This window comes from Cohnella pontilimi, assembly GCF_005049045.1.
In the GTDB taxonomy this organism is placed as follows: Bacteria; Bacillota; Bacilli; order Paenibacillales; family Paenibacillaceae; genus Cohnella; species Cohnella pontilimi.
The window spans coordinates 42,457-68,869 of sequence record NZ_SUPK01000002.1 but is presented as its reverse complement, the minus strand read 5'-3'; the positions used below and the strand labels follow the sequence as shown (position 1 = coordinate 68,869).

Annotated in this window: 24 protein-coding genes; all 24 read left to right on the top strand. The window is 56.1% G+C overall.

The window, feature by feature from the left end:
- The first annotated feature begins 214 nt into the window (after positions 1 to 214).
- The 24 genes from E5161_RS04330 (at position 215) to pduL (ending at position 26,394) form a co-directional block, all read left to right on the top strand.
- A complete protein-coding gene (locus tag E5161_RS04330) occupies positions 215 to 1,894 on the top strand; it encodes a ribonuclease J (RefSeq protein WP_136776497.1) in 1,680 nt (559 codons plus the stop codon).
- A 221-nt stretch (positions 1,895 to 2,115) separates the two neighbouring features.
- Complete coding sequence (locus E5161_RS04325) at positions 2,116 to 2,829, top strand: ClpP family protease (RefSeq protein WP_246042125.1); 714 nt, start codon at positions 2,116 to 2,118, stop codon at positions 2,827 to 2,829.
- Complete coding sequence (locus E5161_RS04320) at positions 2,826 to 3,098, top strand: YlzJ-like family protein (RefSeq protein WP_136776495.1); 273 nt, start codon at positions 2,826 to 2,828, stop codon at positions 3,096 to 3,098. The genes E5161_RS04325 and E5161_RS04320 overlap by 4 nt, the downstream gene beginning before the upstream one ends.
- A 62-nt stretch (positions 3,099 to 3,160) precedes the next feature.
- Positions 3,161 to 5,743, top strand: a complete 2,583-nt coding sequence (locus E5161_RS04315; RefSeq protein WP_425456444.1) for an FtsK/SpoIIIE family DNA translocase — start codon at positions 3,161 to 3,163, stop codon at positions 5,741 to 5,743.
- Between the two features lie 73 nt (positions 5,744 to 5,816).
- Positions 5,817 to 6,602 carry a spore cortex-lytic enzyme gene (gene sleB, locus E5161_RS04310; RefSeq protein WP_136776493.1) on the top strand — a complete coding sequence of 262 codons (786 nt, stop codon included), beginning with the start codon at positions 5,817 to 5,819 and terminating at the stop codon, positions 6,600 to 6,602.
- Positions 6,603 to 6,725: 123 nt separating this feature from the next.
- Positions 6,726 to 8,006, top strand: a complete 1,281-nt coding sequence (gene yfmF, locus E5161_RS04305; protein WP_136776492.1) for an EF-P 5-aminopentanol modification-associated protein YfmF — start codon at positions 6,726 to 6,728, stop codon at positions 8,004 to 8,006.
- 2 nt (positions 8,007 to 8,008) lie between these two features.
- Complete coding sequence (gene yfmH, locus E5161_RS04300; RefSeq protein ID WP_136776491.1) at positions 8,009 to 9,295, top strand: EF-P 5-aminopentanol modification-associated protein YfmH; 1,287 nt, start codon at positions 8,009 to 8,011, stop codon at positions 9,293 to 9,295.
- Positions 9,268 to 10,026, top strand: a complete 759-nt coding sequence (gene ymfI, locus E5161_RS04295) for an elongation factor P 5-aminopentanone reductase (RefSeq protein ID WP_136776490.1) — start codon at positions 9,268 to 9,270, stop codon at positions 10,024 to 10,026. Before yfmH ends, ymfI begins: the two co-directional genes overlap by 28 nt.
- A 66-nt stretch (positions 10,027 to 10,092) precedes the next feature.
- Positions 10,093 to 10,347 carry a DUF3243 domain-containing protein gene (locus E5161_RS04290; protein WP_136776489.1) on the top strand — a complete coding sequence of 85 codons (255 nt, stop codon included), beginning with the start codon at positions 10,093 to 10,095 and terminating at the stop codon, positions 10,345 to 10,347.
- A gap of 197 nt (positions 10,348 to 10,544) precedes the next feature.
- Complete coding sequence (locus E5161_RS04285; RefSeq protein ID WP_136776488.1) at positions 10,545 to 11,315, top strand: DUF3388 domain-containing protein; 771 nt, start codon at positions 10,545 to 10,547, stop codon at positions 11,313 to 11,315.
- Positions 11,316 to 11,358: 43 nt separating this feature from the next.
- Positions 11,359 to 12,240: a helix-turn-helix domain-containing protein gene (locus tag E5161_RS04280; protein WP_136776487.1), complete on the top strand. Its 882-nt coding sequence runs from the start codon at positions 11,359 to 11,361 to the stop codon at positions 12,238 to 12,240.
- A gap of 146 nt (positions 12,241 to 12,386) precedes the next feature.
- Positions 12,387 to 12,878 (top strand): YajQ family cyclic di-GMP-binding protein, encoded by a 492-nt coding sequence (locus E5161_RS04275; protein ID WP_136776486.1) that lies wholly within the window; start codon positions 12,387 to 12,389, stop codon positions 12,876 to 12,878.
- A 152-nt stretch (positions 12,879 to 13,030) separates the two neighbouring features.
- Positions 13,031 to 14,359 carry a 30S ribosomal protein S12 methylthiotransferase RimO gene (gene rimO / locus E5161_RS04270; RefSeq protein WP_136776485.1) on the top strand — a complete coding sequence of 443 codons (1,329 nt, stop codon included), beginning with the start codon at positions 13,031 to 13,033 and terminating at the stop codon, positions 14,357 to 14,359.
- Positions 14,356 to 15,012 (top strand): CDP-diacylglycerol--glycerol-3-phosphate 3-phosphatidyltransferase, encoded by a 657-nt coding sequence (pgsA, locus tag E5161_RS04265; RefSeq protein WP_136776484.1) that lies wholly within the window; start codon positions 14,356 to 14,358, stop codon positions 15,010 to 15,012. Before rimO ends, pgsA begins: the two co-directional genes overlap by 4 nt.
- Positions 15,009 to 16,265 carry a competence/damage-inducible protein A gene (locus E5161_RS04260; RefSeq protein ID WP_136776483.1) on the top strand — a complete coding sequence of 419 codons (1,257 nt, stop codon included), beginning with the start codon at positions 15,009 to 15,011 and terminating at the stop codon, positions 16,263 to 16,265. The genes pgsA and E5161_RS04260 overlap by 4 nt, the downstream gene beginning before the upstream one ends.
- A 327-nt stretch (positions 16,266 to 16,592) precedes the next feature.
- Positions 16,593 to 17,642 carry a recombinase RecA gene (recA, locus tag E5161_RS04255; RefSeq protein ID WP_136776482.1) on the top strand — a complete coding sequence of 350 codons (1,050 nt, stop codon included), beginning with the start codon at positions 16,593 to 16,595 and terminating at the stop codon, positions 17,640 to 17,642.
- A gap of 58 nt (positions 17,643 to 17,700) precedes the next feature.
- Positions 17,701 to 18,729, top strand: coding sequence for a regulatory protein RecX (locus tag E5161_RS04250; protein ID WP_136776481.1), 1,029 nt, complete (start codon positions 17,701 to 17,703; stop codon positions 18,727 to 18,729).
- Between the two features lie 282 nt (positions 18,730 to 19,011).
- On the top strand, positions 19,012 to 20,553 hold the full coding sequence (gene rny / locus E5161_RS04245; RefSeq protein ID WP_136776480.1) for a ribonuclease Y: 1,542 nt from the start codon (positions 19,012 to 19,014) through the stop codon (positions 20,551 to 20,553).
- 81 nt (positions 20,554 to 20,634) lie between these two features.
- The gene (locus tag E5161_RS04240; RefSeq protein WP_136776479.1) at positions 20,635 to 21,429 is read left to right on the top strand and encodes a TIGR00282 family metallophosphoesterase; all 795 of its coding nucleotides are present in this window, start codon (positions 20,635 to 20,637) and stop codon (positions 21,427 to 21,429) included.
- A 170-nt stretch (positions 21,430 to 21,599) separates the two neighbouring features.
- Positions 21,600 to 21,863 (top strand): stage V sporulation protein S, encoded by a 264-nt coding sequence (locus tag E5161_RS04235; RefSeq protein WP_136776478.1) that lies wholly within the window; start codon positions 21,600 to 21,602, stop codon positions 21,861 to 21,863.
- A 140-nt stretch (positions 21,864 to 22,003) separates the two neighbouring features.
- Positions 22,004 to 22,942 (top strand): dipeptidase, encoded by a 939-nt coding sequence (locus E5161_RS04230; RefSeq protein ID WP_136776477.1) that lies wholly within the window; start codon positions 22,004 to 22,006, stop codon positions 22,940 to 22,942.
- 187 nt (positions 22,943 to 23,129) lie between these two features.
- Complete coding sequence (locus E5161_RS04225; RefSeq protein ID WP_136776476.1) at positions 23,130 to 24,866, top strand: 2-oxoacid:acceptor oxidoreductase subunit alpha; 1,737 nt, start codon at positions 23,130 to 23,132, stop codon at positions 24,864 to 24,866.
- A gap of 2 nt (positions 24,867 to 24,868) precedes the next feature.
- Positions 24,869 to 25,735: a 2-oxoacid:ferredoxin oxidoreductase subunit beta gene (locus tag E5161_RS04220; protein ID WP_136776475.1), complete on the top strand. Its 867-nt coding sequence runs from the start codon at positions 24,869 to 24,871 to the stop codon at positions 25,733 to 25,735.
- Between the two features lie 80 nt (positions 25,736 to 25,815).
- The gene (pduL, locus tag E5161_RS04215) at positions 25,816 to 26,394 is read left to right on the top strand and encodes a phosphate propanoyltransferase (protein ID WP_136776474.1); all 579 of its coding nucleotides are present in this window, start codon (positions 25,816 to 25,818) and stop codon (positions 26,392 to 26,394) included.
- Positions 26,395 to 26,413: the final 19 nt, after the last annotated feature.

Below are 26,413 nucleotides of genomic sequence, written 5' to 3'. Positions count from 1 at the left end.
GTGCCGTCGGCACCGGTTTTTTTCGGTTTCTTTGACCGGCGGATGGAGACATTATACGGTAAGGATCGGCATTCCGGGCGAATGCGGGAACCAGCCTTGTAATTGGTCTTTGGCTTCATGTATAATGGTTGCGAGTGATTGGGTGCGGCCAATATTTGCAACTTGACAATTTCATATTCGTGGGATCGTCGAATTGATTTGGGAGGTACTAGAATTGTCCAAGAAAAACAGCCAAGATAAATTACTGATCTTTGCCCTCGGCGGTGTCGGCGAGATCGGGAAGAACATGTATTGCATTCAGTACGGCAACGATATCGTTGTGGTGGACGCAGGCTTGAAATTCCCGGAAGAAGAGATGCTCGGCATCGACGTCGTCATTCCGGATATCACGTATTTGACCGATAACCGTGACAAAGTACGGGCGATCCTGGTTACGCACGGACACGAGGATCACATCGGCGGTCTACCGTATGTGCTTAAGCATCTGAACGTCCCGGTGTACGGAACGAGGCTGACGCTCGGTCTCATCGAGCATAAGCTGAAGGAAGCGGGATTGCTCGGAGAAACGAAACGCCACTTGATCAACGCCGAATCGGAAGTGCAGCTAGGCGCGATCAAAGCCAGCTTTTTCCGTACGAACCACAGTATCCCGGATTCGGTAGGCGTCTGTCTGGAAACGCCGGAAGGCATCGTGGTCCATACAGGCGACTTCAAGTTCGACCATACCCCGGTTAACGAACAGTACGCCGACCTTCAGCGGATCGCCGAAATCGGCAAACGCGGCGTGCTCGCCTTGCTATCGGACAGCACCAACGCGGAACGCCCGGGATTCACTCCTTCCGAAAGCAGTATAGGGAAGGAATTGGAAGAAATTTTCCGCACGACCAAGCAGCGCGTGGTGGTCGCAACGTTCGCGTCCAACGTGCACCGGATCCAGCAAGTCATCAACGCGGCTATGGAAACGCGCCGCAAGTTGACGGTTGTTGGTCGAAGTATGGTTAACATGGTGACCATCGCATCCGAGCTGGGATACCTGCAGGTTCCGGAAGGTATGCTGATCGAGCCTGAGGAAGTGAACAAGCTCCCGGCAGACCGCGTCGCCATCTTGTCGACGGGAAGCCAAGGCGAGCCGATGTCTGCCCTTACCCGCATGGCACGCTCGACCCATCGCAAAGTCGATATTTTGCCGGGTGACACCGTTGTCATCGCCGCGACTCCGATTCCGGGCAACGAGCGTTATGTCGGACGGACGGTCGACGAACTGATGCGCCTCGGAGCGAATGTCATCTGGGGCCCGGGTTCCGTGTCAGGCGTCCACGTGTCCGGTCACGGCAGCCAGGAAGAACTGAAACTGATGCTGAACCTGATCCGTCCGCAATACTTCATTCCGATTCACGGCGAGTACAGAATGCTTCGACATCACGCCATGCTCGCCGAAGCCGTCGGCATCGATAAAGAGAATATCTTCTTGATCGATAACGGTGATACGGTGGAGTTCCAGAACGGCGTGGGCCGCAAAGCCGGGAAAATTCCAGCCGGCAATGTGCTGATCGACGGACTGGGCGTGGGAGACGTGGGCAACATCGTCCTGCGCGACCGCAAGCTGTTGTCCCAAGACGGCATTTTGGTGGTGGTGGTGACGCTCAGCAAGCAGGACGGCACCATTTTGTCCGGACCGGACATCATCTCGCGCGGATTCGTGTATGTGCGGGAATCGGAAGGATTGCTGGAGGAAGCCAACCGCATCGTCACCAGCACGCTGCATAAGCTGATGAGCGACAACGTGAACGAATGGGCATCCTTGAAAACGAACGTGAAGGACGCGCTCGGTCGTTTCCTATTCGAACAAACGCGCAGAAGACCAATGATTTTGCCGATTATTATGGAAGTATAAACAGCGCTTGCAACAACCCACACTCGAAAAAACCGTTTCTGTTCCGCCTCGTGCGGAAGGGACGGTTTTTTTTCATGATTCGGAACTTGCGCAGGCGGCGTAAGACGCGGCGGGTTAGTTCATACTATGTCAAGTCATGCCAGAAAAGGAGGTTCTATATGAACGACAACCCGTATGTGAAACTGACTTCCGAGCAGCCTCCGGGCCCGGGGGTGAGCCCGATGGAAGAAGCCCGCCGCGCGAACGCCGCGGTCGAAGCCGTCGTGCAGCTCGGACAAACCGCCGTTCCGCAGGCCGAAAGCAACGTATTCTGCCTGACGATCATCGGACAAGTCGAGGGCCACATGATTTTACCCCCGCAGAACAAGACCACCAAATATGAACACATCATTCCGCAGCTTGTAGCGGCCGAGCAAAACCCGAAAATCGAAGGGATTCTGATCATCCTGAATACGGTGGGAGGAGACGTCGAGGCCGGTCTCGCCATCGCCGAAATGATCGCGTCGCTTTCCAAGCCGAAAGTGGGAATCGTGCTGGGCGGCGGCCATTCGATCGGCGGCCCGATCGCAGTGTCGGCCGATTACACGTATATCGCGGAGACTGCCACGATGACCATTCATCCGATTCGGCTGAACGGGTTGATTATCGGTGTGCCGCAAACCTTCGAGTATCTGGAGAAGATGCAGGAAAGGGTCGTGGGCTTCGTGACCCGTCATTCCCGGATCACCGAAGATAAATTTAAAGAGCTTATGAACAAAACGGGCGAACTGAACCGCGATATCGGGACCACGGTCATCGGTGAGGACGCCGTGAAGCACGGCTTGATCGACGCGGTTGGCGGACTCGGCGACGCGATGCGGCATTTGAACCAAATGATTATGGAACGCCGCGGTGTCCAATCGGGCAATGTGCTGGGGGGTGTGAGAGTCCAATGACGCTGTACACGGCAATGCCTCTTGAGCTGGTGCTGGACGGCGCTGGGCAGGAACCTGGCCCCTTCGTCGACTTGTCGATCGGCGGTGTGACGATGCGGGTTCTTCCGATCGCTCCCGGTCTCGGCCGGATTGAACGGCTGCTGAGTGCTCCGCTCGACTATTACTTGAAGCCGGAATACAGCCCCGGACAGACGATCGCCTACGGTGAACGGTCCATTCAAGCGGACTACACGCAAACCGCCTCCGAATATTCCCCGTACGAGGTGTAATTCCCCACGTCTGCCACCCTCCCGCCAACTGTGGTATAATGTTGAACCGGGAGGTGGCAAGCTTGGCCAAGCGCAAAAAGAAAAAGGCGTCATTCGGAGCCAACTTGAAATACGAAATTTACGGAATTCTGCTCATCACCATCTCCGTTATCGCCTTTTCCGGGGAAGCCGCAGTCGGCAGGTCACTGTCCAAGCTGTTCGGCTTTTTGCTCGGCATACATTTTTATATGATCGCGATTGCCGGCGTCTGGGCCGGCTTATATGTGATGATCAGAAGAAGCTGGCCCCGGGGCTGGACGACTCGCCGCACCGGCTTTTTATTGATCGCTCTCGGATTTGCTTTGTGGAGCGCCATGGGAGTAATCGACAGCACGCTCGGCCAGTTGGATGCGGTAACACCGTCCACCATCGTGAATCAGACGTTCAAGCAGCTGCAGGAACAGTTATGGATGGCCTCTCCGGTGCAGAACGTGCCGATATGGCAAAAACATATCGGCGGCGGTATGGCGGGAGCTCTGCAATACTCGGTTCTATACTGGATGTTCGGTTATTACGGGGCGAAATTCGTCATGATCATCGAATTCGCCATCGCTCTGCTGCTGATTACGAACCGCTCTTACGTGGAGATGGGACGGGCCGTCCGGCTGTTCCTGTTCCGTGTGATGCCTCTGCTTGCCGCGCGTTTGTCGGCGGGCCGCAAACTGAGATCCGCCAAGGCGGTTCCTGTGCAGCCTTCCGGCAAGCACGCGCAGCCGGCCATGGAACCGGTTCCCGAGGACGAAGGGCTGGAGGATTTGCCTTACGTGCCGGCACAGCGTAAAACGCCTTTGTTTTTTCAGCTTTTCCACGGAAAACCGGAGCGCGAATCGGCCGATCCGCGTGAGGACGGCTGGGAGGAAGACGAAGAAACCGAATGGAGCGCGCGTGCCGCCGCAGGACGTCAGAAGCCGGTTGAAGAAGACGCACACGCTTCGCCTGCAGCGCCTAATCGGGAAGAGAAGGAAATCCCTGCTCCCCGCTTCACCGATTTCACCGCGCAAGCCACGACGCCGCCCTGGACGCAGGAAGACGAGGAGGTTTCGAGCGGTGAAGCTGCCGGTTTGACGGAGGGAGAAGGCCTGATTTCTCCCGATGCCGAGGAAATCCCGGTAAGCGAGGAAGCCGGTGGAGAAGCAGAATCCGCAGCGCCTCCGAAGCCGATACGCAAAAAACCGAAGCCTTATCGGCTGCCCGGCGCGAACCTGCTCAACAAGCCGTCGGCGGCGGGCAAGTCCGGCAATGCCAACGACTACCTCGAAACCGCCCGCAAGCTGGAGGCAACGCTCGAGAGTTTCGGTGTACGCGCCAAAGTGCTGGATGTGGCGCGGGGGCCGGCAGTCACCCGTTACGAGCTTCAGCCGGATGTCGGCGTGAAGGTCAGCCGCATCGTGAGTTTGACGGACGATATCGCGCTTGCCCTAGCGGCAAGAGACATTCGGATGGAAGCCCCGATTCCGGGGAAATCGGCCATCGGCATCGAGGTGCCGAATAGCGAGGTTAGTGTGGTAACCCTGCGGGAGGTCGTGGAAACGCAGGCTTTCCAAGAGACGCAGAATAAACTGACGGTGGCGTTCGGACGCGATATTTCGGGCCAGCCGATCGTGGGCAACCTGGCAAAAATGCCCCATCTGCTCGTCGCGGGAGCGACTGGGTCCGGCAAATCGGTGTGCATCAACGGCATCATCACCAGCATTTTGTATAAAGCGAAGCCGGACGAGGTCAAGTTTCTGATGATCGACCCCAAAATGGTCGAGCTCAACGTATACAACGGGATTCCGCACTTGCTGGCACCCGTGGTCACCGATCCGAGACGCGCTTCGCTGGCCTTGAAAAAAATCGTCGTCGAAATGGAAAAACGCTACGAGAAGTTCTCGAAGTCGGCCACGCGGAACATCGAAGGCTATAACGCCTTGATGCTGAGCGGCGACAACCCGGACGGCGTGCTGCCCTATATCGTCGTCATCGTGGACGAGCTCGCGGACCTGATGATGGTGGCCGCGGGAGACGTGGAAGATTCCATCACACGTCTGGCCCAGATGGCCCGTGCGGCGGGCATTCACTTAATCATCGCCACGCAGCGTCCTTCCGTGGACGTCATCACCGGCGTTATCAAGGCGAATATTCCAAGCCGGATCGCCTTCGGCGTATCTTCTCAAGTCGATTCGAGAACGATCCTCGACATGGTCGGCGCGGAAAAGCTGCTTGGACGAGGGGACATGCTGTTCCTGCCGATGGGCGCATCCAAGCCGATCCGCGTGCAGGGTGCGTTCTTGTCGGACAATGAAGTGGAAGCCGTCGTGAATTACGCGCGCGCGCAGGCCGAAGCCGAATACAACGAGGACCTCGTGCCGGAAGTGGACGAGTCAGTGCCCGAAGCGGAAGATGAATACGTCGACGAGCTGTTCGACCAGGCCGTGCAAATCGTGCTGGACGCAAAACAAGCGTCCGTGTCGCTGCTTCAGCGCCGGATGCGCATCGGATATACACGGGCGGCGAGACTGATCGATGCGATGGAAGCCAAAGGCATCGTCGGACCTTATGAAGGAAGCAAACCGAGAGAAGTGCTTATGACCATCGAACAGTACCAGCAGCGCATTCCGTCTTAATTGGGTATAAGAGGCTTTCACCTTTCTCATACTAACGTGCGAACCCATCGTATGAGAAAGGCGTGAGCTCTAGGTGAGTTATCGTCTGGTGTTGTTGACGTGCTGTCTTGTTTTCGGCTTGCTCGGATTGTACAGGCTTGAGCATTCGGGCACGAGCATGGAAACGTTCAGCAGAGCGACCTTGAAGGCGGGCGCGTCGGGCAAAGACGTGAACGAGCTTCAGGGAAGGCTGAGATTTTTAGGCTTTTACAGCGGCGATGTGACGGGTCAATTCGATCAGGAAACGTTGAACGCTGTGAAATGGTTTCAATGGAAGTTCGGCTTGAAAGCGGACGGGGTCGTCGGAGGGAAAACGAAGCTGAAGCTCTGGAAGGCGACGAAGAACTGGAGGCCTACCGCGGAGGATGTTCCGCAAGCCGCCGGCGGCGCGAAGGCCGGTGGCGCGACTGCCGGCGGAGGCACCGACCGAGGTCAGGCTCTGCCGCCTTCCAATGACCAGGGCATGACGTCCAGGGAACTTAAAATGATGGCGAATGCCGTATATGGAGAGTCTCGCGGCGAGCCGTATGAGGGCCAAGTTGCGGTAGCTGCCGTTATCCTGAACCGCGTACGCTCGTCCCAATTTCCCAATACACCTACGGGTGTCATTTTTCAGCCGGGTGCCTTTACCGCTGTAGCAGACGGCCAAATTTGGCTGACGCCGAACCCTCAAGCGATGAGAGCCGTCAAAGACGCGCTCAGCGGTTGGGATCCGACCGACGGCTGCTTGTATTACTTCAATCCGAAGACCGCAACATCCAAATGGATTTGGAGCCGTCCGCAGTATAAAAGGATCGGCGAGCACATCTTCTGCCGGTGATCGGGGCCCCCGGTTTTCCAGCATTTGCTTCCCGGTTGTCCCATCAGGTAGAATGGGGCTGATCGTTAACCGCAGCGAGAACCGACGGGAATGCGACTATACCCATAAAGGGGCTTGAGGAACATGCCGGAACAATTTGAACGCGGCGAGCTGGAGCGGCTCCGACTGCATGTACTGCCGACGAAACGCTTCAAAACGTTCGCCTTGTCGTTGTTTGCTGGAATCCCTTTATCCGAATCCAGGGTGACGCCCACGGCGCTCACCCCTTTTGTGCTTCGGCGGGGAACGCAATCTTATCCCGATACCCTTCAGTTTCGGGAACGCTTGGACAATTTGTACGGAGCGGGCTTCGGCTTCGATTTGTACAAACGGGGCGACCATCAGGTCGTCAATTTCCGGCTCGATATCATTAATGACCGTTTCGTGTCCTCTTCGGAGTCTTTGTTGAAAGAGGCTTTGAAGTTTCTCGGAGAAGCCGTGACGGCGCCTGCCTTGGAAGACGGCAAATTTCGCCCGAAATATGTGGAGGCCGAAAAAACGACGGTCTCTAAGCGGATCGATGCGATCATCAACGATAAAATCCGCTACGCCGGCGAACGCTGCGTCGAAGAAATGTGCCGGAACGAACCGTTCCGTCTGCATGCCCTCGGCCGAAAGGACGATCTTCCGGGCATCGATGCGGGTACGCTCACGGAAGCCTATCGCAGCTGGCTGCAGGATGTGTCGCTCGACCTGTATGTCGCCGGAGACACGAGCCTGAGCGAGGTACAAGAGATCGTCGGTGGAGCATTCCGTCTGCCGCAAGGCTCGCCGGCCGGATATCAGGAGCCTGCGCTCATACCGGCCAGAGACGAGGTCCAGACGATCGTCGAACGCCTCGACGTCGGGCAAGGCAAGCTGAACATGGGACTGCGCGTCGGTTCGTCTTACGGCAGCGACAAGTATCCCGCGCTCCTCGTATACAACGGTTTGCTGGGGGCGTTTCCGCATTCCAAACTCTTCGTGAACGTACGGGAAAAAGCAAGTCTTGCTTACTACGCTTCGTCGCGCCTGGACGGCCACAAAGGCATCATGACGATCCAGTCGGGGATCGAAATCGCCAACTATGAGAAGGCTGTCGGCATTATTCGGGAGCAGCTGGCGGCGCTGGAGCGCGGAGAATTTACGGCGGACGACCTGGCCAAGACGAAAGCGATGATGTCCAATCAAATTCGCGAAATTCAAGATTCCGCATTCGAGCGGATCGGGTTCGATTTCAGCGGCGTCGTCGCCGGCAAAGACCGCACGGGCGAAAGCTTTATTTCCGAACTGGAAGCCGTGACGCCCGAGATGGTGGTCGAAGCCGCCAAAGACGTCAAGCTCGATACGATCTACTTCCTGCGTGACCGGAAAGGGGAGGGCTGAAGATGGAGAAAATGGACTATCCGAAGCTTCAAGAAACCGTCTGGCACGAGAAGCTGGAGAACGGGCTGGAGGTGTTCGTGCTTCCGAAGAGCGGTTTTACGAAGACTTACGCGGCGTTTACGACCCGTTTCGGATCCGTGGACAACCGATTCCGGCCGCCGGGCGGAGATGAAATGAAGGTGCCGGACGGCATCGCGCATTTTCTGGAGCACAAAATGTTCGAAGAGCCGGAAGGCGACGTGTTCTCGCGGTTCGCCGCGCAAGGCGCCTCCGCCAACGCGTTCACGAGTTTCGACCGGACGGTGTATCTGTTTTCCGCCACACGGCAAATTCCGGAGAACTTGACCACGCTGCTCGACTTTGTGCAAAATCCGTATTTTACGGACGAGAATGTGGAAAAGGAAAAAGGGATCATCATCCAAGAAATCGACATGTACCGGGATAACCCGGACTGGCGCGTATACTTCGGCCTCATCGAGGCGCTGTACCAAGATCATCCCGTTCATATCGACATTGCCGGCACGGCCAAATCGGTCCGCTCGATAACGAAAGAGATGCTCTATGACTGTTACAACACATTCTACCATCCGTCGAACATGACGCTGTTTGTCGTGGGCGGGGTCGAGCCGGAACCGACATTCGAGCTGATCAGGCAAAATCAGGCGGGAAAGTCCTTCCCGCAGGGCGGGGATATCCGGAGAACGGTTGCCGAGGAGCCCCCTCAAGTGAAGGACAAGAAGCGGGATATCCGGCTGCCCGTGTCGCTGCCCAAATGTTTGTTCGGCTTTAAAGAACCGCAGGGGACGGCACAGGGAGAAGCCGGGATCCGGCAAGAGCTGGCGACCAAATTGGCGCTGGAAACCATTCTGGGTCCAAGCTCGCCTCTGTATCAGAAGCTGTACGACGACAATCTGATCTCGGACAATTTCGGCTATGAGTTCAACACCGGCCCGGGGTTCGCCTTTTCCATCATCGGAGGGGAAACGGCCAATCCGGAAGAGTTGATGGAGCGTGTCACCGCGGCTTTGTACGACACCGCCGCCAAAGGCATCGACTCCGACGTGTTCGAGCGCACCCGCCGCAAGCGGATCGGAGGCTTCCTCCGCATGCTGAACAGCCCCGAATCGATCGCCAACGAATTTACCCGTTACCGCCACCGCGGCGGAGACCTGTTCCGCGTCGTTCAATATTACGAGAGCTTAACGGTCGACGAGTTGAATGAGCTGCTGAAGAGCCATGTCTCGCCGGACCGGCTGGCCGCATGCATCGTGAGGAGCGCCGAGGCGTGACGCGTACGGCGCTCATTACGGGCGGCTCCCGGGGGATCGGTGCCGCCGCGGCGCGCGGGCTGGCCTCGGACGGATGTGCCGTCGTGATCCAATATTACGCTTCCGGCGAAGAGGCGGAGCGGGTGGCGGCCGATTGCCGGAGGTGGGGAGTTCGCGCCGAGACCGTATATGCGGACGTCCGGGATGCCGATTCTCTGATGGCGCTCAAGACACGGACCGCCGAATGGGGCCTGTCGCCCGATATTCTCGTGCACAGCGCCGGAACTGCCTTTTACGGCCTGCTCGAAGACTCCGGCGAAGAAGTATGGGACGATCTGATGGGCGTGCATTTGAAGGCCGCATACCGGCTTACCCGCTTGTTCGCTCCTGACATGAGATGGCGGCGGTGGGGGAGAATCGTGTACTTGTCCAGCATTTGGGGAGTCGTAGGCGCATCGGGAGAAGCGGCTTATGCGGCCGCGAAGGGCGGATTGAACGCGTTCGCCAAATCGATGGCCCGCGAGCTGGCTTCCTCCGGGGTGACGGTCAACGCCGTCGCTCCCGGAGCGGTCGAAACCGACATGCTCGCCGGATTAGAGGAAGCGGAGAGGGCGTCCATTCGCAGTGAAATTCCGCTCGGACGTCTCGGCAAGCCGCAAGAAGTGGCCGACCTGATTCGATTCCTCGCATCGGAAGGAGCCGGCTATATGACCGGGCAGGTGGTCGGGATCAATGGCGGATGGTCGGCGTAACGTCCGCATACGGGCGAAACGGGAAGGGCATATTATCGACGAAGTCACGATAAGGAGGCCCTCTCAATGTCGACCGTTCTGAACAATTTCGAGAATTGGAAAAAGTTTTTGGGCGACCGTGTCGCGGCGGCCAAAAGATTGGGCATGGATGAGCAAGCCATGACGAAGCTGGCTTACGAAATCGGAGAATACCTCGACCAGCGCGTGGATCCCAAAAACGAAGAGCAGCGTGTGCTCAAGGAGCTTTGGGATGCGGGGGACGAGGCGGAGCGCAAAACGATGGCTCATCTCATGATCAAATTGGCCGAACAGAACTCGTAAACATCCGCCAGGCGGGTCACGAGACACTTGGGATTCCGCGAAAGCCTCCTCCGGGAGGCTTTCTAAATTTTGCTAATTGTAAAATGGGACTTTTGGCTGAATCGATTTGTTTTATTTTGCAGGAAAATAGGGAGCGTTGTAGAATAAAAGAGATAGCGGAACAACGGATTTTTTGTGTTCCTCGGATGAGGTGTGTCATGGAACCTAAACAATGGTATATGGAATATAAAATTCACAAAAACCGTCCAGGTTTGCTGGGAGATATCGCGTCTTTGCTCGGGATGCTCGGCGTTAACATTTTAACGATCAACGGGGTGGAAGACCGGGCCAGAGGCATGCTGCTGCAGACGGACGACGAGGAAAAAATCGAGCTGCTCGGCAAAATGCTGACCAAAGTCGAAAACATTACCGTCAGCAAGCTTCGTCCGACGCGGCTGACTGATATTTTGGCTGTAAGGCACGGACGTTACATCGAAAGGGATTCGGACGACCGCAAAACGTTCCGGTTCACCCGGGACGAGCTGGGACTGCTGGTCGACTTTCTCGGAGAGCTGTTCAAAAGGGAAGGCAACCAGACGATCGGGCTGCGGGGAATGCCGCGCGTCGGCAAAACGGAATCCATCATCGCGGGGAGTGTATGCGCCAACAAACGATGGACGTTCGTATCTTCCACGCTGCTGCGCCAAACGGTGAGAAGCCAGCTTTCCGAAGAAGAGATGAACCCCAACAACGTGTTTATCATAGACGGCATTGTCAGTACCATTCGTTCGAATGAAAAGCATTATAATCTGCTCCAGGACATCATGTCCATGCCTTCGACGAAGGTCATCGAGCACCCGGACATTTTTATGAGAGAATCCCAGTACGATTACGACTTGTTCGACTGCATCGTCGAGCTTCGCAATAACCCCGACGAGGAAATCAGCTACGAAAATTTCACAACGGCGGGCTTTAACGATGAATTCTGACCTACATAAGGTTAACACCGAGAAATCTCCGGAGGTGACAGGCATGTCCGATTTGGGAGCCCTGCTTCGCAAAGCGCGTGAACAGAAAGGCTATACGCTGGACGACGTTCAAGAGGCCACGAAAATTCGCAAACGGTATCTGGAAGCGATCGAAACCGGCGATTACAGCGTGCTTCCAGGCTCTTTTTATGTCCGCGCCTTCGTCAAAACTTACGCGGAAACGGTCGGTCTTGACGCGGAAGAAGTGCTGCGGCTGTATCAGAAAGAACTTCCCAAGACATCAACGGATGCTCCGCCGCCGGTAGAACCGATGCTCAAGTCGAGCCGGCGAAGCAGCGGACAGCACAGCGATCGCTGGGGCAAAGTATCGGCTACGCTGCTCATGTGGCTGTTTCCGATCTTGATTGTAGCCGTCCTTTATGTGTATTTATCGAACAACAATGCAAGCAAAGGCCCGAAAGAACTCGATCCGAACAAAATTACGAACGAAACGGCGGTGCCGCCGAATTCCGCATCGCCTTCCGCTCCGCCGGCGTCTCCGAGTGGATCCGCGGCAAGTCCGTCCCCGAGCGCTTCCGTGTCGCCAAGCCCGTCTGCGGTGACGCTGACGCTAAGCCGTACCCGGGGAGGCGTCTCCTACTATGATGTGGGTCCCGCCGGCCCGCATCAGGTGCAGCTGGAAGTTACCGGCACCTGCTGGGTCGGTGTCTACGAGAAAGGGCCGAAAGGCAAGCAGCTGTACAGCAAAAGTTATCAAACGGCGGATGTACCTTCCACCATATCGTTCGATATGACAGGGCCGCTGTATATCTCGGTTGGCCGTGCGGACAACGCGAAGGTCATGGTGGACGGAACATTGGTGGATGACGGCGATAAAGCGGGAGCTGCGAGATTTCTGTTTACGCCGGCGGCTGCCGCGCAATAACGGTAAGATAAATGCAAGAACAGCCGGCCCTCTTCGGAGGGCCTTTGTTGTGCCCGCAGGAATCCGGCCAGACTGCAGGTTTTTGGCTGTTTGCCGGCCGTGTTATAATAAGGAAAAAAGCGGAATAAAGAAAGGAAGTCGGTAGCGTGGCGTCGGAATATTCTTTTGACATCGTATCCAAGGTCGATATGCAAGAGGTGAACAACGCGGTTCAGCAAGCGCTTAAGGAAATTGAGACGCGCTTCGATTTCAAGGGCAGCAAAAGCGATCTCAAATTGGAAGACGAGGCGATTGTGGCGCAGTCGGACGACGACTATAAACTGAAAAGCGTCATCGACATTCTGCAATCGAAGCTGATGAAACGCGGAGTTCCGATCCGCAACCTCGACTACGGCAAAATCGAACCTGCCTCAGGAGGAACGGTGCGCCAGACAATCAAACTCAAACAGGGAATTGACCAGGATAATGCGAAAAAGATCAATACGCTGATCCGCGATTCTAAGCTGAAAATCAAGAGTCAGATTCAGGGAGATCAAATCCGTGTAACGGGCAAAAGTAAAGACGATCTGCAGGATGCGATGTCGCTGCTTCGGGGAGCGGAGTTGCCGCTGGAGCTGCAATTTTCGAATTACCGGTAAGGGAACAGGCGGGATGATGACGAATTTTTACCATACGTTCGTCATGGGGATTTCCGGCTTTGTCGACGCGCCCCCGCGTCTTTTGACACTCGTTTAGGGTTGGATTATACTGTTGGAGACTAGAACGGACGAACGTTTGGGGGAAGTCACCGATGCCTGAGAAGGTTAGCGTCGTTACGCTCGGCTGCGAGAAAAATTTGGTCGACTCCGAGATTATGTCCGGCCTTGTTCATCAAAGAGGCTACACTCTCGTCGAGAAACCGGAAGATGCGACAGTCGTGATCGTCAATACATGCGGGTTCATCGATGCCGCCAAGGAAGAATCGGTGAACACCATTTTGAATTTAGCGGAACTGAAAGATACGGCCCGTTTGAAAGCTTTGATCGTATCCGGCTGCCTCACTCAAAGATATAAGAAGGAATTGATGGACGAAATGCCGGAAATCGACGGCATTGTCGGGACCGGTGATTTTCACAAAATTAACGAGATTATTGACGAGGCGTTGAACGGACGTAAACCTGTTTATGTCGGCAACCCCGTTTTTACGTATGAGGAGAAATTGCCGCGGCTGCTGTCCACGCCCCGGCATACCGCCTATGTGAAAATTGCGGAAGGCTGCGACAACGCGTGTACGTTCTGCAGCATTCCGATCATGCGCGGCAAATTCCGCAGCCGTTCGGTCGAATCGATCGTCGCGGAAACGGAAAGCCTCGCCGCACAAGGTGTGAAGGAAATCAGCCTGATCGCGCAGGATTCCACCAATTACGGCACCGATTTGTATGAAGGGTTCAAGCTGCCCGAGCTGCTGAACCGGGTGTCGCAGGTCGACGGAATCGAGTGGGTGAGGCTGCATTACGCTTATCCGGGCTTTTTCACCGACGATTTGATCGAGACGATCGCATCCAACCCGAAAATTTGCAAATATATCGACATGCCGTTGCAGCACAGCGAGGACGCGATTTTGAAGCGAATGCGGCGCCCAGGACGTCAGCGGGACATCCGGGAGCTGATCGGCAAAATTCGCGCAAGCATACCGGATGTGGCGGTGAGGACTTCTATGATTGTCGGGTTTCCGGGCGAGACGGAAGAGGATTTTGCGAAATTGTGCGATTTCGTTCGTGAAATGAAATTCGACCGGTTGGGCGTATTCACCTATTCACAGGAAGAAGACACGCCGGCCAGCCGTCTGCCGGATCAGCTGGCGGATGAAGTGAAACAAGCGAGAGCCGCCATGCTGATGGAAGTTCAGCGGCAGGTATCGCAGGAGAACGCGGCGAAATATGTCGGGCGTACGCTGGATGTTTTGGTCGAAAGATACGACGGCCGGAGCGACGTGTTCGTTGGAAGAAGCCAGTTTGACGCGCCGGAAGTGGACGGGGAAGTTTACATTACCGGCTGCCGCGCGGAAATCGGCGATATTCGCCGGGTGCGCATCACGCATGCGTACGAATATGATTTAACGGGGGAGGCGATCGCATGAATTTGGCGAACCGGATTACCCTCGCGCGTATTTTCATCGTTCCGATCATTACGTTCGTGCTGCTCGTCCGATTGGATTTGGGCGTGCTCACGATCGGCGAGTACTCCATCTCCTACAACCAGGTGGTCGCGGTGCTGCTGTTCATTATCGCGGCGAGCACCGACGGGCTGGACGGCTACATTGCCCGTAAACGCAAAATCGTGACGAATCTCGGCAAACTGCTCGATCCGCTGGCGGATAAGCTGCTGGTGGCAGCCGTTCTGATTTCGCTTGTGGAGATGGGCAAGCTGGGCGCGTGGGTCGCCATCATCATCATCAGCCGCGAGTGGGCCGTCACCGGCCTGCGACAGGTGGCTTTGCTGGAAGGAGCGGTATTGGCCGCCAGCAACTGGGGCAAATGGAAAACGGCGATTCAGATTGCGATGATTATCGTGCTGCTGATCAACAACTTCCCGTTCAACTTCATCGATCTGCGCATCGATTTGATCGCGGTGTGGGCGGCCGTACTGATTACCGTTTACTCCGGTGTCGACTATTTCGTGAAAAATAAAAATTTGATTCCGGTATCGGATCCGGCGCCGGGAACTCCCGGCACACCGAACTCCGGTCCGAAGTCGGACCCGGCTAAGAAAGAGGTGCGCCGGAACGCATGAGTGTAAGAGCGGAAATCGTGTCCGTGGGCACGGAGCTCCTGCTCGGTCAAATCGTAAACACCAATGCCCAGTTTCTGTCGCAAGGTTTGGCGGAATTGGGCATTGATGTTTATTACCAGACTGTAGTGGGCGACAATATGGAGCGGCTTTTGTCCGCCATCGAACTGGCGCGAAGCCGGGCGGACCTGATCGTGTTCACGGGCGGTCTCGGACCGACGCTGGACGATTTGACGCGTGACGCGGTGGCGGCATATTTAGGACGAGGGATCGAGATTCACGAGCCGACGCTGCGGAAGATCGAGGAGATGTTCGCGGGGCGCGGCGCATTCATCGAGAGCAACCGCCGGCAGGCGATGCTGGTGGAAGGCGCCGTTCCGCTGCGCAACACGACGGGATTGGCCGTCGGCAACGCGCTGTCGGCGGACGGCACGCATTATTTGCTGCTGCCGGGGCCGCCGCGCGAGATGAAGCCGATGTTCGACAATGACGCGACGAAGTGGCTTAAAGGATTGATGGGTGAGTCCGCGTCTTTGCATTCGGTGATGCTGAGATTCGCCGGGATCGGAGAGTCGGCGCTGGAAGATTTGCTGATCGATTTGATCCGTGAGCAGACGGATCCCACGATCGCTCCTTACGCCAAGGAAGGCGAAGTGGCGGTAAGAGTGTCCACCAAAGCCGACAGTATCGAAGAGGCGGCTCGGAAAATGGAGGGGACGCTGACGGAAATCCGCAGGCGGACCGACCGGTTCTTATACGCGGAAGAGGATATTTCGCTAGAGACGGCGGTGATGCGGCTGATGATGCAGCAGCGGCGGACGTTTTCGCTGGCCGAGAGCTGTACCGGCGGCATGGTCGCGGAGATGGTGACGAGTGTGCCGGGCAGCGCAGACGTTTTTATGGGCGGCGTCGTGAGTTATACGAACGGCGTGAAAATGGGGCTGCTCGGCGTTCCGCGCGAGCTGCTCGAGGGTGAAGGCGCGCCCGGTGCGGTGAGCGGGGAGACGGCCGCGGCGATGGCGGAAGGCGTGCGGTCGGCGGCCGATTCGGATTTCGGCGTGGCCGTGACCGGCGTTGCGGGTCCCGCGCAGTCGGAGGGCAAGCCGGTCGGCCTCGTCTATGTCGGGCTCGCCGAACGAGACCGTCCGACGACGGTGGAGAAGCTGCAGCTCTCCGGCGACCGGGAGGGCATCCGCATCCGAGCCTCCAAGCGCGCGTTGTATCGCCTGTGGCTGGCGCTTACGGGCCGGGAATAATTCATTTTGGAAGACCTGCCGGGGGCAGGTCTTTTATTTGTGTTAGTCAGTCAGATTGACTATGGGGCGCGGATGGTGGAGAGAGCATGGTAACTTTGATGTACGAAATTCGTCACAATTGCGAGAATAAACTTCCTGGTATAGGGTTGTCAAACCCGTCCGGTATATGATAAAGTTTTTGTTGAAAGTTGCGGAAGAACCGTAGCGAAGAATACTTTGCTGCGGTTCTTTTTTGCGGAAGAATCGAACAAATGTTCTCAAAATGCTTGGCAAACGCTAGAAAAACCGCTATGATGAATATATTAAGAGGATAAGGATGTGGGTGTGTTGTCCGATCGTCGCGCCGCATTAGACATGGCATTGCGCCAGATTGAGAAGCAGTTCGGCAAAGGTTCCATCATGAAGCTTGGAGAGAACGCGCAATTGCAGGTAGAGACCGTGTCCAGCGGCTCTATCGCATTGGATATTGCGCTTGGCATCGGCGGATTCCCGCGCGGAAGAATCATTGAAGTATACGGACCGGAATCGTCCGGTAAGACGACTGTCGCATTGCACGCCATTGCCGAAGTGCAGCGTGCGGGCGGACAAGCGGCCTTCATCGACGCCGAGCATGCGCTCGATCCGTTGTACGCCAGCAAGCTTGGCGTCAATATCGATGAGCTGCTCTTGTCCCAGCCGGATACGGGGGAGCAGGCGCTCGAGATCGCTGAAGCGCTGGTACGAAGCGGCGCGGTAGACATCATCGTCGTCGACTCCGTCGCGGCGCTGGTGCCGAAGGCCGAGATCGAAGGCGATATGGGCGATTCGTTCGTCGGTCTTCAAGCGCGCCTCATGTCTCAAGCGATGCGGAAGCTTTCCGGGGCGATCAGCAAGTCGAAGGCCATCGCGATCTTCATCAACCAGCTGCGCGAGAAGGTCGGCGTCATGTTCGGCAACCCGGAGACGACGCCGGGCGGACGTGCGCTGAAGTTCTACGCCAGTGTGCGTCTGGACGTGCGCCGCATAGAATCGCTGAAGCAGGGCAATGACGTCGTAGGCAACCGCACCCGTATTAAGGTTGTGAAGAATAAGGTCGCTCCCCCGTTCAAGCAAGCGGAAGTGGATATTATGTACGGTGAAGGCATCTCGAAGGCAGGCAGCCTGGTCGATATCGGAGTCGAACACGACATCGTCCAAAAGAGCGGAGCCTGGTTCTCCTATAACGGCGAGCGTCTGGGGCAAGGCCGCGAGAATGCGAAGCAATTCCTGAAGGATAATGCCGAGTTGGCAGGGCAGATCGAGAAACAGATTCGTGAAGCGTCGCTGACTGCGGCAGCCAACGCGAAAGCGGCGACATTCTCCTCGGACGACGATGAGGAAGAACCCGATTTCGAATAAGGTTTAGGAATAGCGGCAGCTGTTGCCGCTATTTTGCTTATAAAGGAGGACGGCATCTGTGGCCAATCTAACCGGAAGCGGAGCGGGCGGACGCCGCAGCGGCTACCGCAAATCAGAGGCCGGGAAAAAGGGCGGCCAACGCCAGGCGGGCGCTGGCCGAGTGTCTGCTGATCGTCAGACAAATCCGACGGACGGCTCCCATTTCATCAAGGTCGTAACCGAGGCAGAAGTGGTGGCGGTTGAAGCGCATCCGAAACATCCTGCCATGTATCGAGTAGCCATTCGGCTTTTTGGGGAGAGCCTTGATGATACCGAAATCGTGCAGACAGAATCCTCTTCCGGCAACACCGATGATGTGCCCGGCGATTGGAACGCGGAGGTGGACGCGTTAATCGCCGGAGCGGCGGGTGCCGCGTCTGCCGGCAGCGCGGAGACGGTGATTACCGTTCATGAGGATACGCTCGTGTCGCTGCGCCTTTTGAAAGGACGCCGCATTTCGGCGGAAGAATGGGAGGCGCTCCGCCACGAAGAAGAGCGCGAGGATGCCTACCGGTCGGCTCTCGCGATTTTGGAGAGAAAAGCGAGAACGAGCCGGGAGCTGTCGGAAGCGCTCAAGCGCAAAGGATATTCGCCGGATATAATTAACAGCTGTCTGGAGCGGCTGCGTGAACGCCGCATGCTGGACGATTCTTCCTACGCCAAGCGTTTTGCCGAGCAGCGGGTGACCGGACAGCGTAAAGGCAGCCGCTTAATCCGGCAAGAGCTGTTGCAGCGAGGCATTACGAAAGCGGATGCCGAGCTCGCACTGGGCGAGTTGGACGAACATGCCGAACGCGAAGCGGCATTTGCCCTGGCACGAAAAAAATGGCCGCAGCTGAAAGGCGAACTTCGGGAACGAAAGCACAAGCTGACCGCTTTCCTGTTAAGGCGAGGCTACCCGAACGGCATCGTGAAACAAGCGCTTGATCACGCATCCACTGGGGCCTCACAATCTGGGGATCCGGATTTCGATGAAGCGCTTGAGTTTGAGGGGATGGACGACGGCAATCCGGGATGGGACGGGACCGACCCGAACGAGTTCGGCTAAACAACTCCGAGGCGTTTACCGAATCCGCACGATACCGAAAACGGCTGCGCCCTTCGTTCGCTTTGCTTGACAATCCATTTTGGCTAAAGCTAAAATGATTCTGTAATCCATCTTCCTATTCCGAACCCTTTTTCCTTCCAAAAAGCGATTCGGAACCCTTTATTTCGACCCTTTTTTTTATGCTTTGCCAACAAGAAAGTAAACGGTTTGGAGACCGGCAAGCAACAATTTCATAAGGTATCCCAGGCGTTGGCCTTGGTGATGCAACGAGGAGGTGAGACCATGGACACCATCTATTGGGTCTTGATCGTTCTCGTTGTTGGCGCGCTATTCTTTGGGATCGGTTATATCGTTCGCAAGTCCATTGCGGAAGCGAAAATTTCCAGTGCCAATGAAGAAGCACGCAGAATTGTCGAAAGCGCCAAGAAAGATTCCGAAGCGATTCGGAAAGAAACGGTGCTGGAAGCCAAAGACGAGGTGCATAAGCTCCGTAACGAAGCGGAACGCGATGTTCGCGAACGCAGAAACGAAATTCAACGCCAGGAAAGACGGCTTCTCCAAAAAGAAGAGTCGCTGGATCGTAAGCTCGAAGCGTTGGAACGCAAAGAGGAGCAGGTTGCCAACAAGGAGAAACGAGTCGAAGAAACCCAAGAAGAAATCGAACAATTGTACAAACGCCAGGTGGCGGAACTCGAACGGATTTCCAACCTGTCGACGGAGGAAGCGAAGCAGCTGATTCTTTCGACGGTCGAGCAAGAAGTCCGGGTCGAAACCGCACAACTGATCAAGGACATTGAGCAAGAAGCGAAACAGGAAGCCGACAAACGTGCGCGCGACATCATCTCTCTGGCGATTCAGCGGTGCGCCGCGGATCACGTGGCCGAAACGACCGTATCGGTCGTCACGCTGCCGAATGAGGAGATGAAAGGCCGTATCATCGGCCGTGAAGGCCGGAACATCCGGGCACTGGAGACGTTGACGGGGATCGACCTCATCATCGACGACACGCCGGAGGCGGTTATCCTGTCGGGCTTCGATCCGATCCGGCGCGAAATTGCGAGGACCTCTCTGGAGAAACTGGTGGCGGACGGAAGGATTCACCCGGCCCGCATCGAAGAGATGGTGGAGAAATCCCGCAAGGAAGTGGACGAGAGGATTCGGGAGTACGGCGAACAGGCAACTTTCGAAGTCGGCGTACACGGTTTGCATCCGGATCTGATCAAAATTTTGGGTCGTTTGAAGTTCCGGACGAGCTATGGCCAAAATGTGCTGAAACATTCGATGGAAGTGGCGTATTTGACCGGGCTGATGGCTGCGGAGCTGGGAGAAGACATTTCGCTCGCCAAACGCGCCGGCTTGCTGCACGACATCGGCAAGGCGCTCGACCACGAAGTGGAAGGCTCGCATGTCGAGATCGGCGTGGAATTGGCGAAGAAGTACAAGGAACACCCGGTCGTCATCAACAGCATCCACTCCCACCACGGAGATGTGGAAGCGACTTCCGTCATCGCGATGCTCGTCGGCGCAGCCGACGCGCTGAGCGCCGCCCGTCCGGGTGCGCGCCGCGAGACGCTCGAGACGTACATCAAACGGCTCGAGAAGCTGGAGGCCATCTCGGAATCGTTCGAAGGCGTCGAGAAGTCTTACGCCATTCAAGCGGGCCGCGAGGTTCGCGTAATGGTCCAGCCCGAGAGAGTGGACGACACCGAAGCGTTCCGTCTGGCACGCGACATCACGAAGAAGATCGAGAGCGAGTTGGATTATCCGGGACACATCAAGGTCACGGTAATTCGCGAAACGCGCGCGGTCGAATACGCGAAATAATTTGGGAAATCTACGGGAATGCTGAAAAGTGGCTGCGGCATAAGCAGCCACTTTTCCTTTTAGAGGAAGGGGTTTTGCAACATGCGTGTCGTATTTATCGGGGATATCGTAGGCAACTTGGGACGGGAAACCGTCAAAAGGCTGTTGCCTTGGCTGCGTGAAAAGTACCGGCCGGACATCGTGATCGCCAATGGCGAAAACGCGGCAGGCGGACGAGGCATTAACGCCGCCATTACCCGTGAACTGTTCGAGTGGGGCGTGCACGGCATCACCATGGGGAACCACACATGGGACAACCGGGAAATTTTCGAATTCATCGACGATGAGCCGCGGCTCGTTCGTCCTGCCAACTTGCCGCCGGGGACACCGGGCAATGGCGCCATGATCGTTAAAGTGGGAAGCAAGGAGCTCGGCGTCGTGAACTTGATCGGCCGTACGTTCCTTCCTCCGACGGATGATCCGTTTCGTGCGGCGGACGAGCTGCTGACGGAGCTCCGCAAACAAACCAAAAACATTTTGGTGGATTTCCACGCCGAAGCGACAAGCGAAAAAATCGCCATGGGCTGGTATTTGGACGGCCGGGCGTCCCTCGTGGTGGGTACGCATACGCATGTGCAAACGAACGATAACCGTATATTACCGGAAGGAACCGCTTATGTGACGGACGCCGGCATGACCGGCCCTCGGGACGGTGTACTGGGCATGGAAAAGGAAAGTGTGATTCGCAGATTTACCACAGGCTTGCCGTCGCGGTTCACCGTAGCGGAAGGCAAGTGGGTGCTGAGCGGCGTGTTTGTGGAAATCGACGATGCGACCGGAAAAGCGCGCAGCGTTCAACTTATTCGGGTTGACGAGGACTCTTGGATCGCAGTTTAATCAAATCTTCAAATTTCTGCAAATTCATTGCCTTACGCCTCCCGGGAAAGAAGGAATTTTCACCCCCCTCACCGAATAAGTATCCGTTAGTGAGCCAATCCTTTGTTTCCCGTTGCAGCCGAGAAGTCATGCGCTCATGACGGCGGTTGTCCCAAGAGGAGGTACTGGTCATGGTTGAAGTATTGAAGGTTTCCGCAAAATCCAATCCAAACTCGGTTGCAGGCGCATTGGCCGGCGTACTTCGCGAACGCGGAGGTGCCGAACTTCAGGCAATTGGAGCCGGCGCCTTGAATCAGGCGATCAAAGCCGTCGCGATAGCACGCGGGTTTGTGGCACCAAGCGGGGTGGATCTGATCTGCATCCCGGCTTTTACGGATATTGTGATAGACGGGGAGGATCGGACGGCGATCAAGCTGATCGTAGAACCCCGATAACGACAGCAATTATGCAAGGTACATTGTTGACCTGTTAGCGATTGAAACGCCTCGGACTGCGGCGAAAGCTGCCTATCCGAGGCTCAAACGCCGGACAGGTTTTTTTGTGTGGTTTTGACAGGCAAAAGGAGGGAATAAAGATGGATGTGGCGGATCTTCATTGTGACGTGATTTATAAAATGATGGAGCACCCTGGACTCAGCCTGCTCAATCCGGACGATCGGCTGCTGGATGTGACGGTTGAAAGGTTGAGGCAAGGCGGCGTTACGCTTCAAGTGTTCGCTTTATTTCTTCCGCAAGCGCTTCCCAGAACGCCGGAAAACATGCTCCGGGCAGTTGAACTCTATTTCAGCGGCGTGCTGGCGCATCCGGATCTGATGCCGGTGCTTCGTTCCCAGGAAGTCGATGCTGCTGGGAAGATGGGGAAAATCGGAGCCCTATTATCGATCGAAGGCGTGGATGGATTGCAGGGGCATTTTTGGATGCTGCGGCTGCTTCATCGGATGGGCGTCCGGCTGCTCGGTCCGACCTGGAACCATGCCAATTGGGCGTGCGACGGAGCCGGAGAGCCGCGGGGAGGCGGATTGACGAAAGCCGGCCGTCAGCTGGTGCAGGAGTGCGAGAGGCTCGGCATCCTGATCGATGTGTCGCATTTGTCGGACAACGGATTTTGGGATGTCGCGGAAACGGCAAACAGACCGTTTTTTGCTTCCCATTCCAATGTCAGAGCCCTTAGGACTCATTCCCGTAATCTGACCGACGATCAGGTCCGGGCATTAATTGCGGTTGGCGGCATCATTGGGGTGACCTTCGTCCCTTGGTTTTTGACCGATCCGGAACCCGCTTCTATTCAACATATTTTGCGTCATGTGGACCATATTTGCGCACTGGGCGGTGAGCGGCATATCGCGTTCGGGTCGGATTTCGACGGTGCCGAGCGGTATGCACAAGGTGTCGAACACCCGGGCCAATATCCCAGGCTGACGGAGGCCCTCCTGAAACGATATCCGGAGAACATGGTTCGCGGATTTATGAGCGGGAACGCCAAACGGTTTTTCGTAAAAAATCTACAAAACTGAACTTTCGGTCTGACATCTATCTCACCACGGCATCAATTCCATCGAAAAGAACTATCTTTCCTTTTACCCCGGAAGTATTGCTATTTAAGAGATTGAATCATAATATTTATATGTCAAATGAAAATTTTTTATAAAACAGGAATTTGTAAAATTTGTCGAACCAAGAGATTAAGAGGAGATGGGCACTGTGATCAGTCAACTGTCATGGAAAATTGGCGGCCAGCAGGGTGAAGGCGTGGAAAGTACCGACCGGATCTTCTCCACGGCGTTGAACCGTCTGGGCTACTACCTGTACGGGTACCGTCATTTTTCCTCGCGGATTAAAGGCGGACACACGAACAACAAAATCCGCATCAGCACTAATCCGATCCGCGCGATTTCTGACGATTTGGATATTTTGGTCGCATTCGACCAGGAAACCATCGACCTGAACGCGGGCGAATTGCGTCCCGGCGGCGTCGTGGTAGCGGACGCCAAGTTCTCGCCTGTGATTCCGGAAGGAATCCAAGCGCGTCTGTTCGCGGTTCCGATTACGGCGATCGCTGAAGAATTGGGCACTTCCCTGATGAAGAACATGGTAGCATCCGGCGCGTCTTGGGCATTGCTTGGGCTGCCGCTCGAAGTGTTCAACAAAGCGGTGGAAGAAGAATTCGGACGCAAAGGTCCCGCGATCGTCGAGAAGAACGTCGAAGCGGTCAAACGCGGAGCGGAATTTGTGCTGGAGCAAGCCGGCGGGCCGCTGGAAGAGTTCAAGCTCGAACCGGCCGACGGCACACAGAAGTTGTTCATGATCGGCAACGAAGCGATGGGCCTCGGCGCCATTGCGGCAGGCTGCCGGCTGATGTCCGCCTATCCGATCACCCCTGCCTCTGAGATTATGGAATATTTGATCAAAAAACTGCCGAAATTCGGCGGTACGGTCGTACAAACCGAGGATGAAATCGCCGCCGTTACGATGGCGATCGGCGCAAACTATGCCGGCGTGCGCACGATGACCGCATCGGCAGGCCCGGGATTGTCGCTGATGATGGAAGCGATCGGACTTTCGGGTATGACCGAAACTCCGCTCGTGATCGTCGACACGCAGCGCGGCGGACCTTCGACCGGTTTGCCGACGAAACAAGAGCAATCGGATATTAACGCGCTCATCTACGGAACGCACGGCGAAATTCCGAAAGTGGTCGTCGCGCCGAGCACCATCGAAGAGTGCTTCTACGATATGGTCGAAGGCTTTAACGTAGCGGAAGAATATCAAGTGCCGGTCATCATCGCGACGGACCTGCAGTTGTCGCTTGGCAAGCAGTCTTGCGAACCGCTTGATATCGAATCGGTCCGTATCAACCGCGGCAAGCTCGTGACCGAAGAGCTGCCACAGTTGGAAGAACACCGCATGTTCAAGCGTTACGAGTTTACGGAAGACGGCGTATCGCCGCGCGTCCTGCCGGGCATGAAGAACGGCATCCACCACGTAACCGGCGTTGAGCACGACCAGGAAGGCCGTCCTTCCGAGAGCTCGATTAACCGGCAAAAAATGATGGATAAGCGTATGCAGAAAATGGACAGCATCCGCGTGAAAGATGCCGTGAAAGTGAATGCCGTGGATCCTTCGGCCGAAGTGCTGATTGTGGCGATGGGCTCCACCGGCGGAACGATCGAAGAAGCGCGCGCCCGTCTGAGCAAAGACGGAATTGCCATTAACCATATCACGGTTCGTCAAATGCATCCGTTCCCGAGCGAATTGATCGAGCCGCATTTGAAAGCGGCGAAGACGGTAGTGGTTCTCGAGAACAACGCAACCGGCCAGCTGGCTAACTTGATCAAGCAAAACGTCGGTTACCATGATAAAATTCGTAACTTCCTGAAATACGATGGAACGCCGTTCCTGCCTTCGGAAGTCTACAAAGCCTGTAAGGAGCTGAACTAACAATGGCGACATTCAAAGAATTTCGCAACAACATCAAGCCGAACTGGTGCCCGGGCTGCGGCGACTTCTCCGTACAGGCGGCGATCCAACGCGCTGCTGCGAACGTTGGTCTTGAACCGGAACAGCTTGCAGTTATTTCAGGTATCGGCTGCTCGGGCCGGATCTCCGGCTATATCAATGCATACGGCCTTCACGGTATCCACGGCCGCGCGCTTCCGATCGCGCAAGGCGTGAAGCTCGCCAACCGCGAGCTCACGGTTATCGCTTCGGGCGGTGACGGCGATGGCTTTGCGATCGGTATGGGACACACCGTGCATGCGATCCGTCGTAACCTGGACGTGACTTACATCGTCATGGACAACCAAATTTACGGCCTGACCAAAGGTCAAACTTCTCCGCGCAGTGCGGAGGGCTTCAAAACGAAGTCGACGCCGGAAGGTTCGATCGAGTCTACGCTTTCGCCGCTTGAAATCGCCTTGTCCGCAGGCGCGACGTTCGTGGCGCAATCGTTCTCGAGTGACTTGAAGCAGCTGACGGCGCTGATCGAGGAAGGCATCAAGCACAAAGGCTTCTCCCTCATCAACGTGTTCAGCCCGTGCGTGACCTTCAATAAAGTGAACACGTACGACTGGTTCAAAGAAAACATCGTGAACCTGGAGCAGTTCCCGGAATACGATCCGTCGAACCGTGTAGCGGCCATGAACAAAATCATGGAAACGCACGGCATGCTTACCGGCTTGATTTATCAGGACAAAGTCCGTAAATCGTATGAAGATTTGGCGGTCGGGTTTAAAGAACAAGGTCTTGCGAATCAGAAGCTGGACCTCAGCCGCGAAGATTTCGACAAGCTGCTGGCGGAATTCAAATAATCGACATGACTTGAGAGGCGTACGGGCTTTGTCCCGTACGCCTCTTGCGCTATACTGGAGAAAAAAGGCGGTGGCGTTACATGGGCGAAACCAAACGAGTGCCGGTCGGCGTATCGGCCAGACACCTTCATTTAACGCAAGAGCATGTTGAAATTTTGTTCGGCGCAGGCGCCAAGCTGACCGAATTCAGGCCGCTGTCGCAGCCCGGACAATTTGCCGCGAACGAGACGGTGGAAGTTCACGGACCGAAAGGTTCTTTCCCGAAAGTGCGCATTCTGGGACCGGTGCGGCGGGCGACGCAGCTGGAAGTGTCGCGTACCGATGCGTTTGCACTGGGCGCGAAGCCGCCGGTGCGGGAGTCCGGCAATATTGCCGGTACACCGGGTTTCCGGATCGTCGGCCCTGCAGGTGAAGTGACAGTGGAGCAGGGGATGATCGTTGCAGCGCGTCATATTCATTTTCATACGTCCGATGCGGGAAAATGGGGAATCTCGGACAAGCAGCTCCTCAAAGTGAGGGTCGGGGGTGAGCGCGGGGTCATGTTCGAAAATGTGATCGCCCGCGTCTCGGACCAGTATGCATTGGACATGCATATCGACACCGATGAAGGCAACGCTGCAGGTGTCAGTACAGGCGAGTATGCCGAGATTGTGGAATGACATAACGAATTACGCGGAA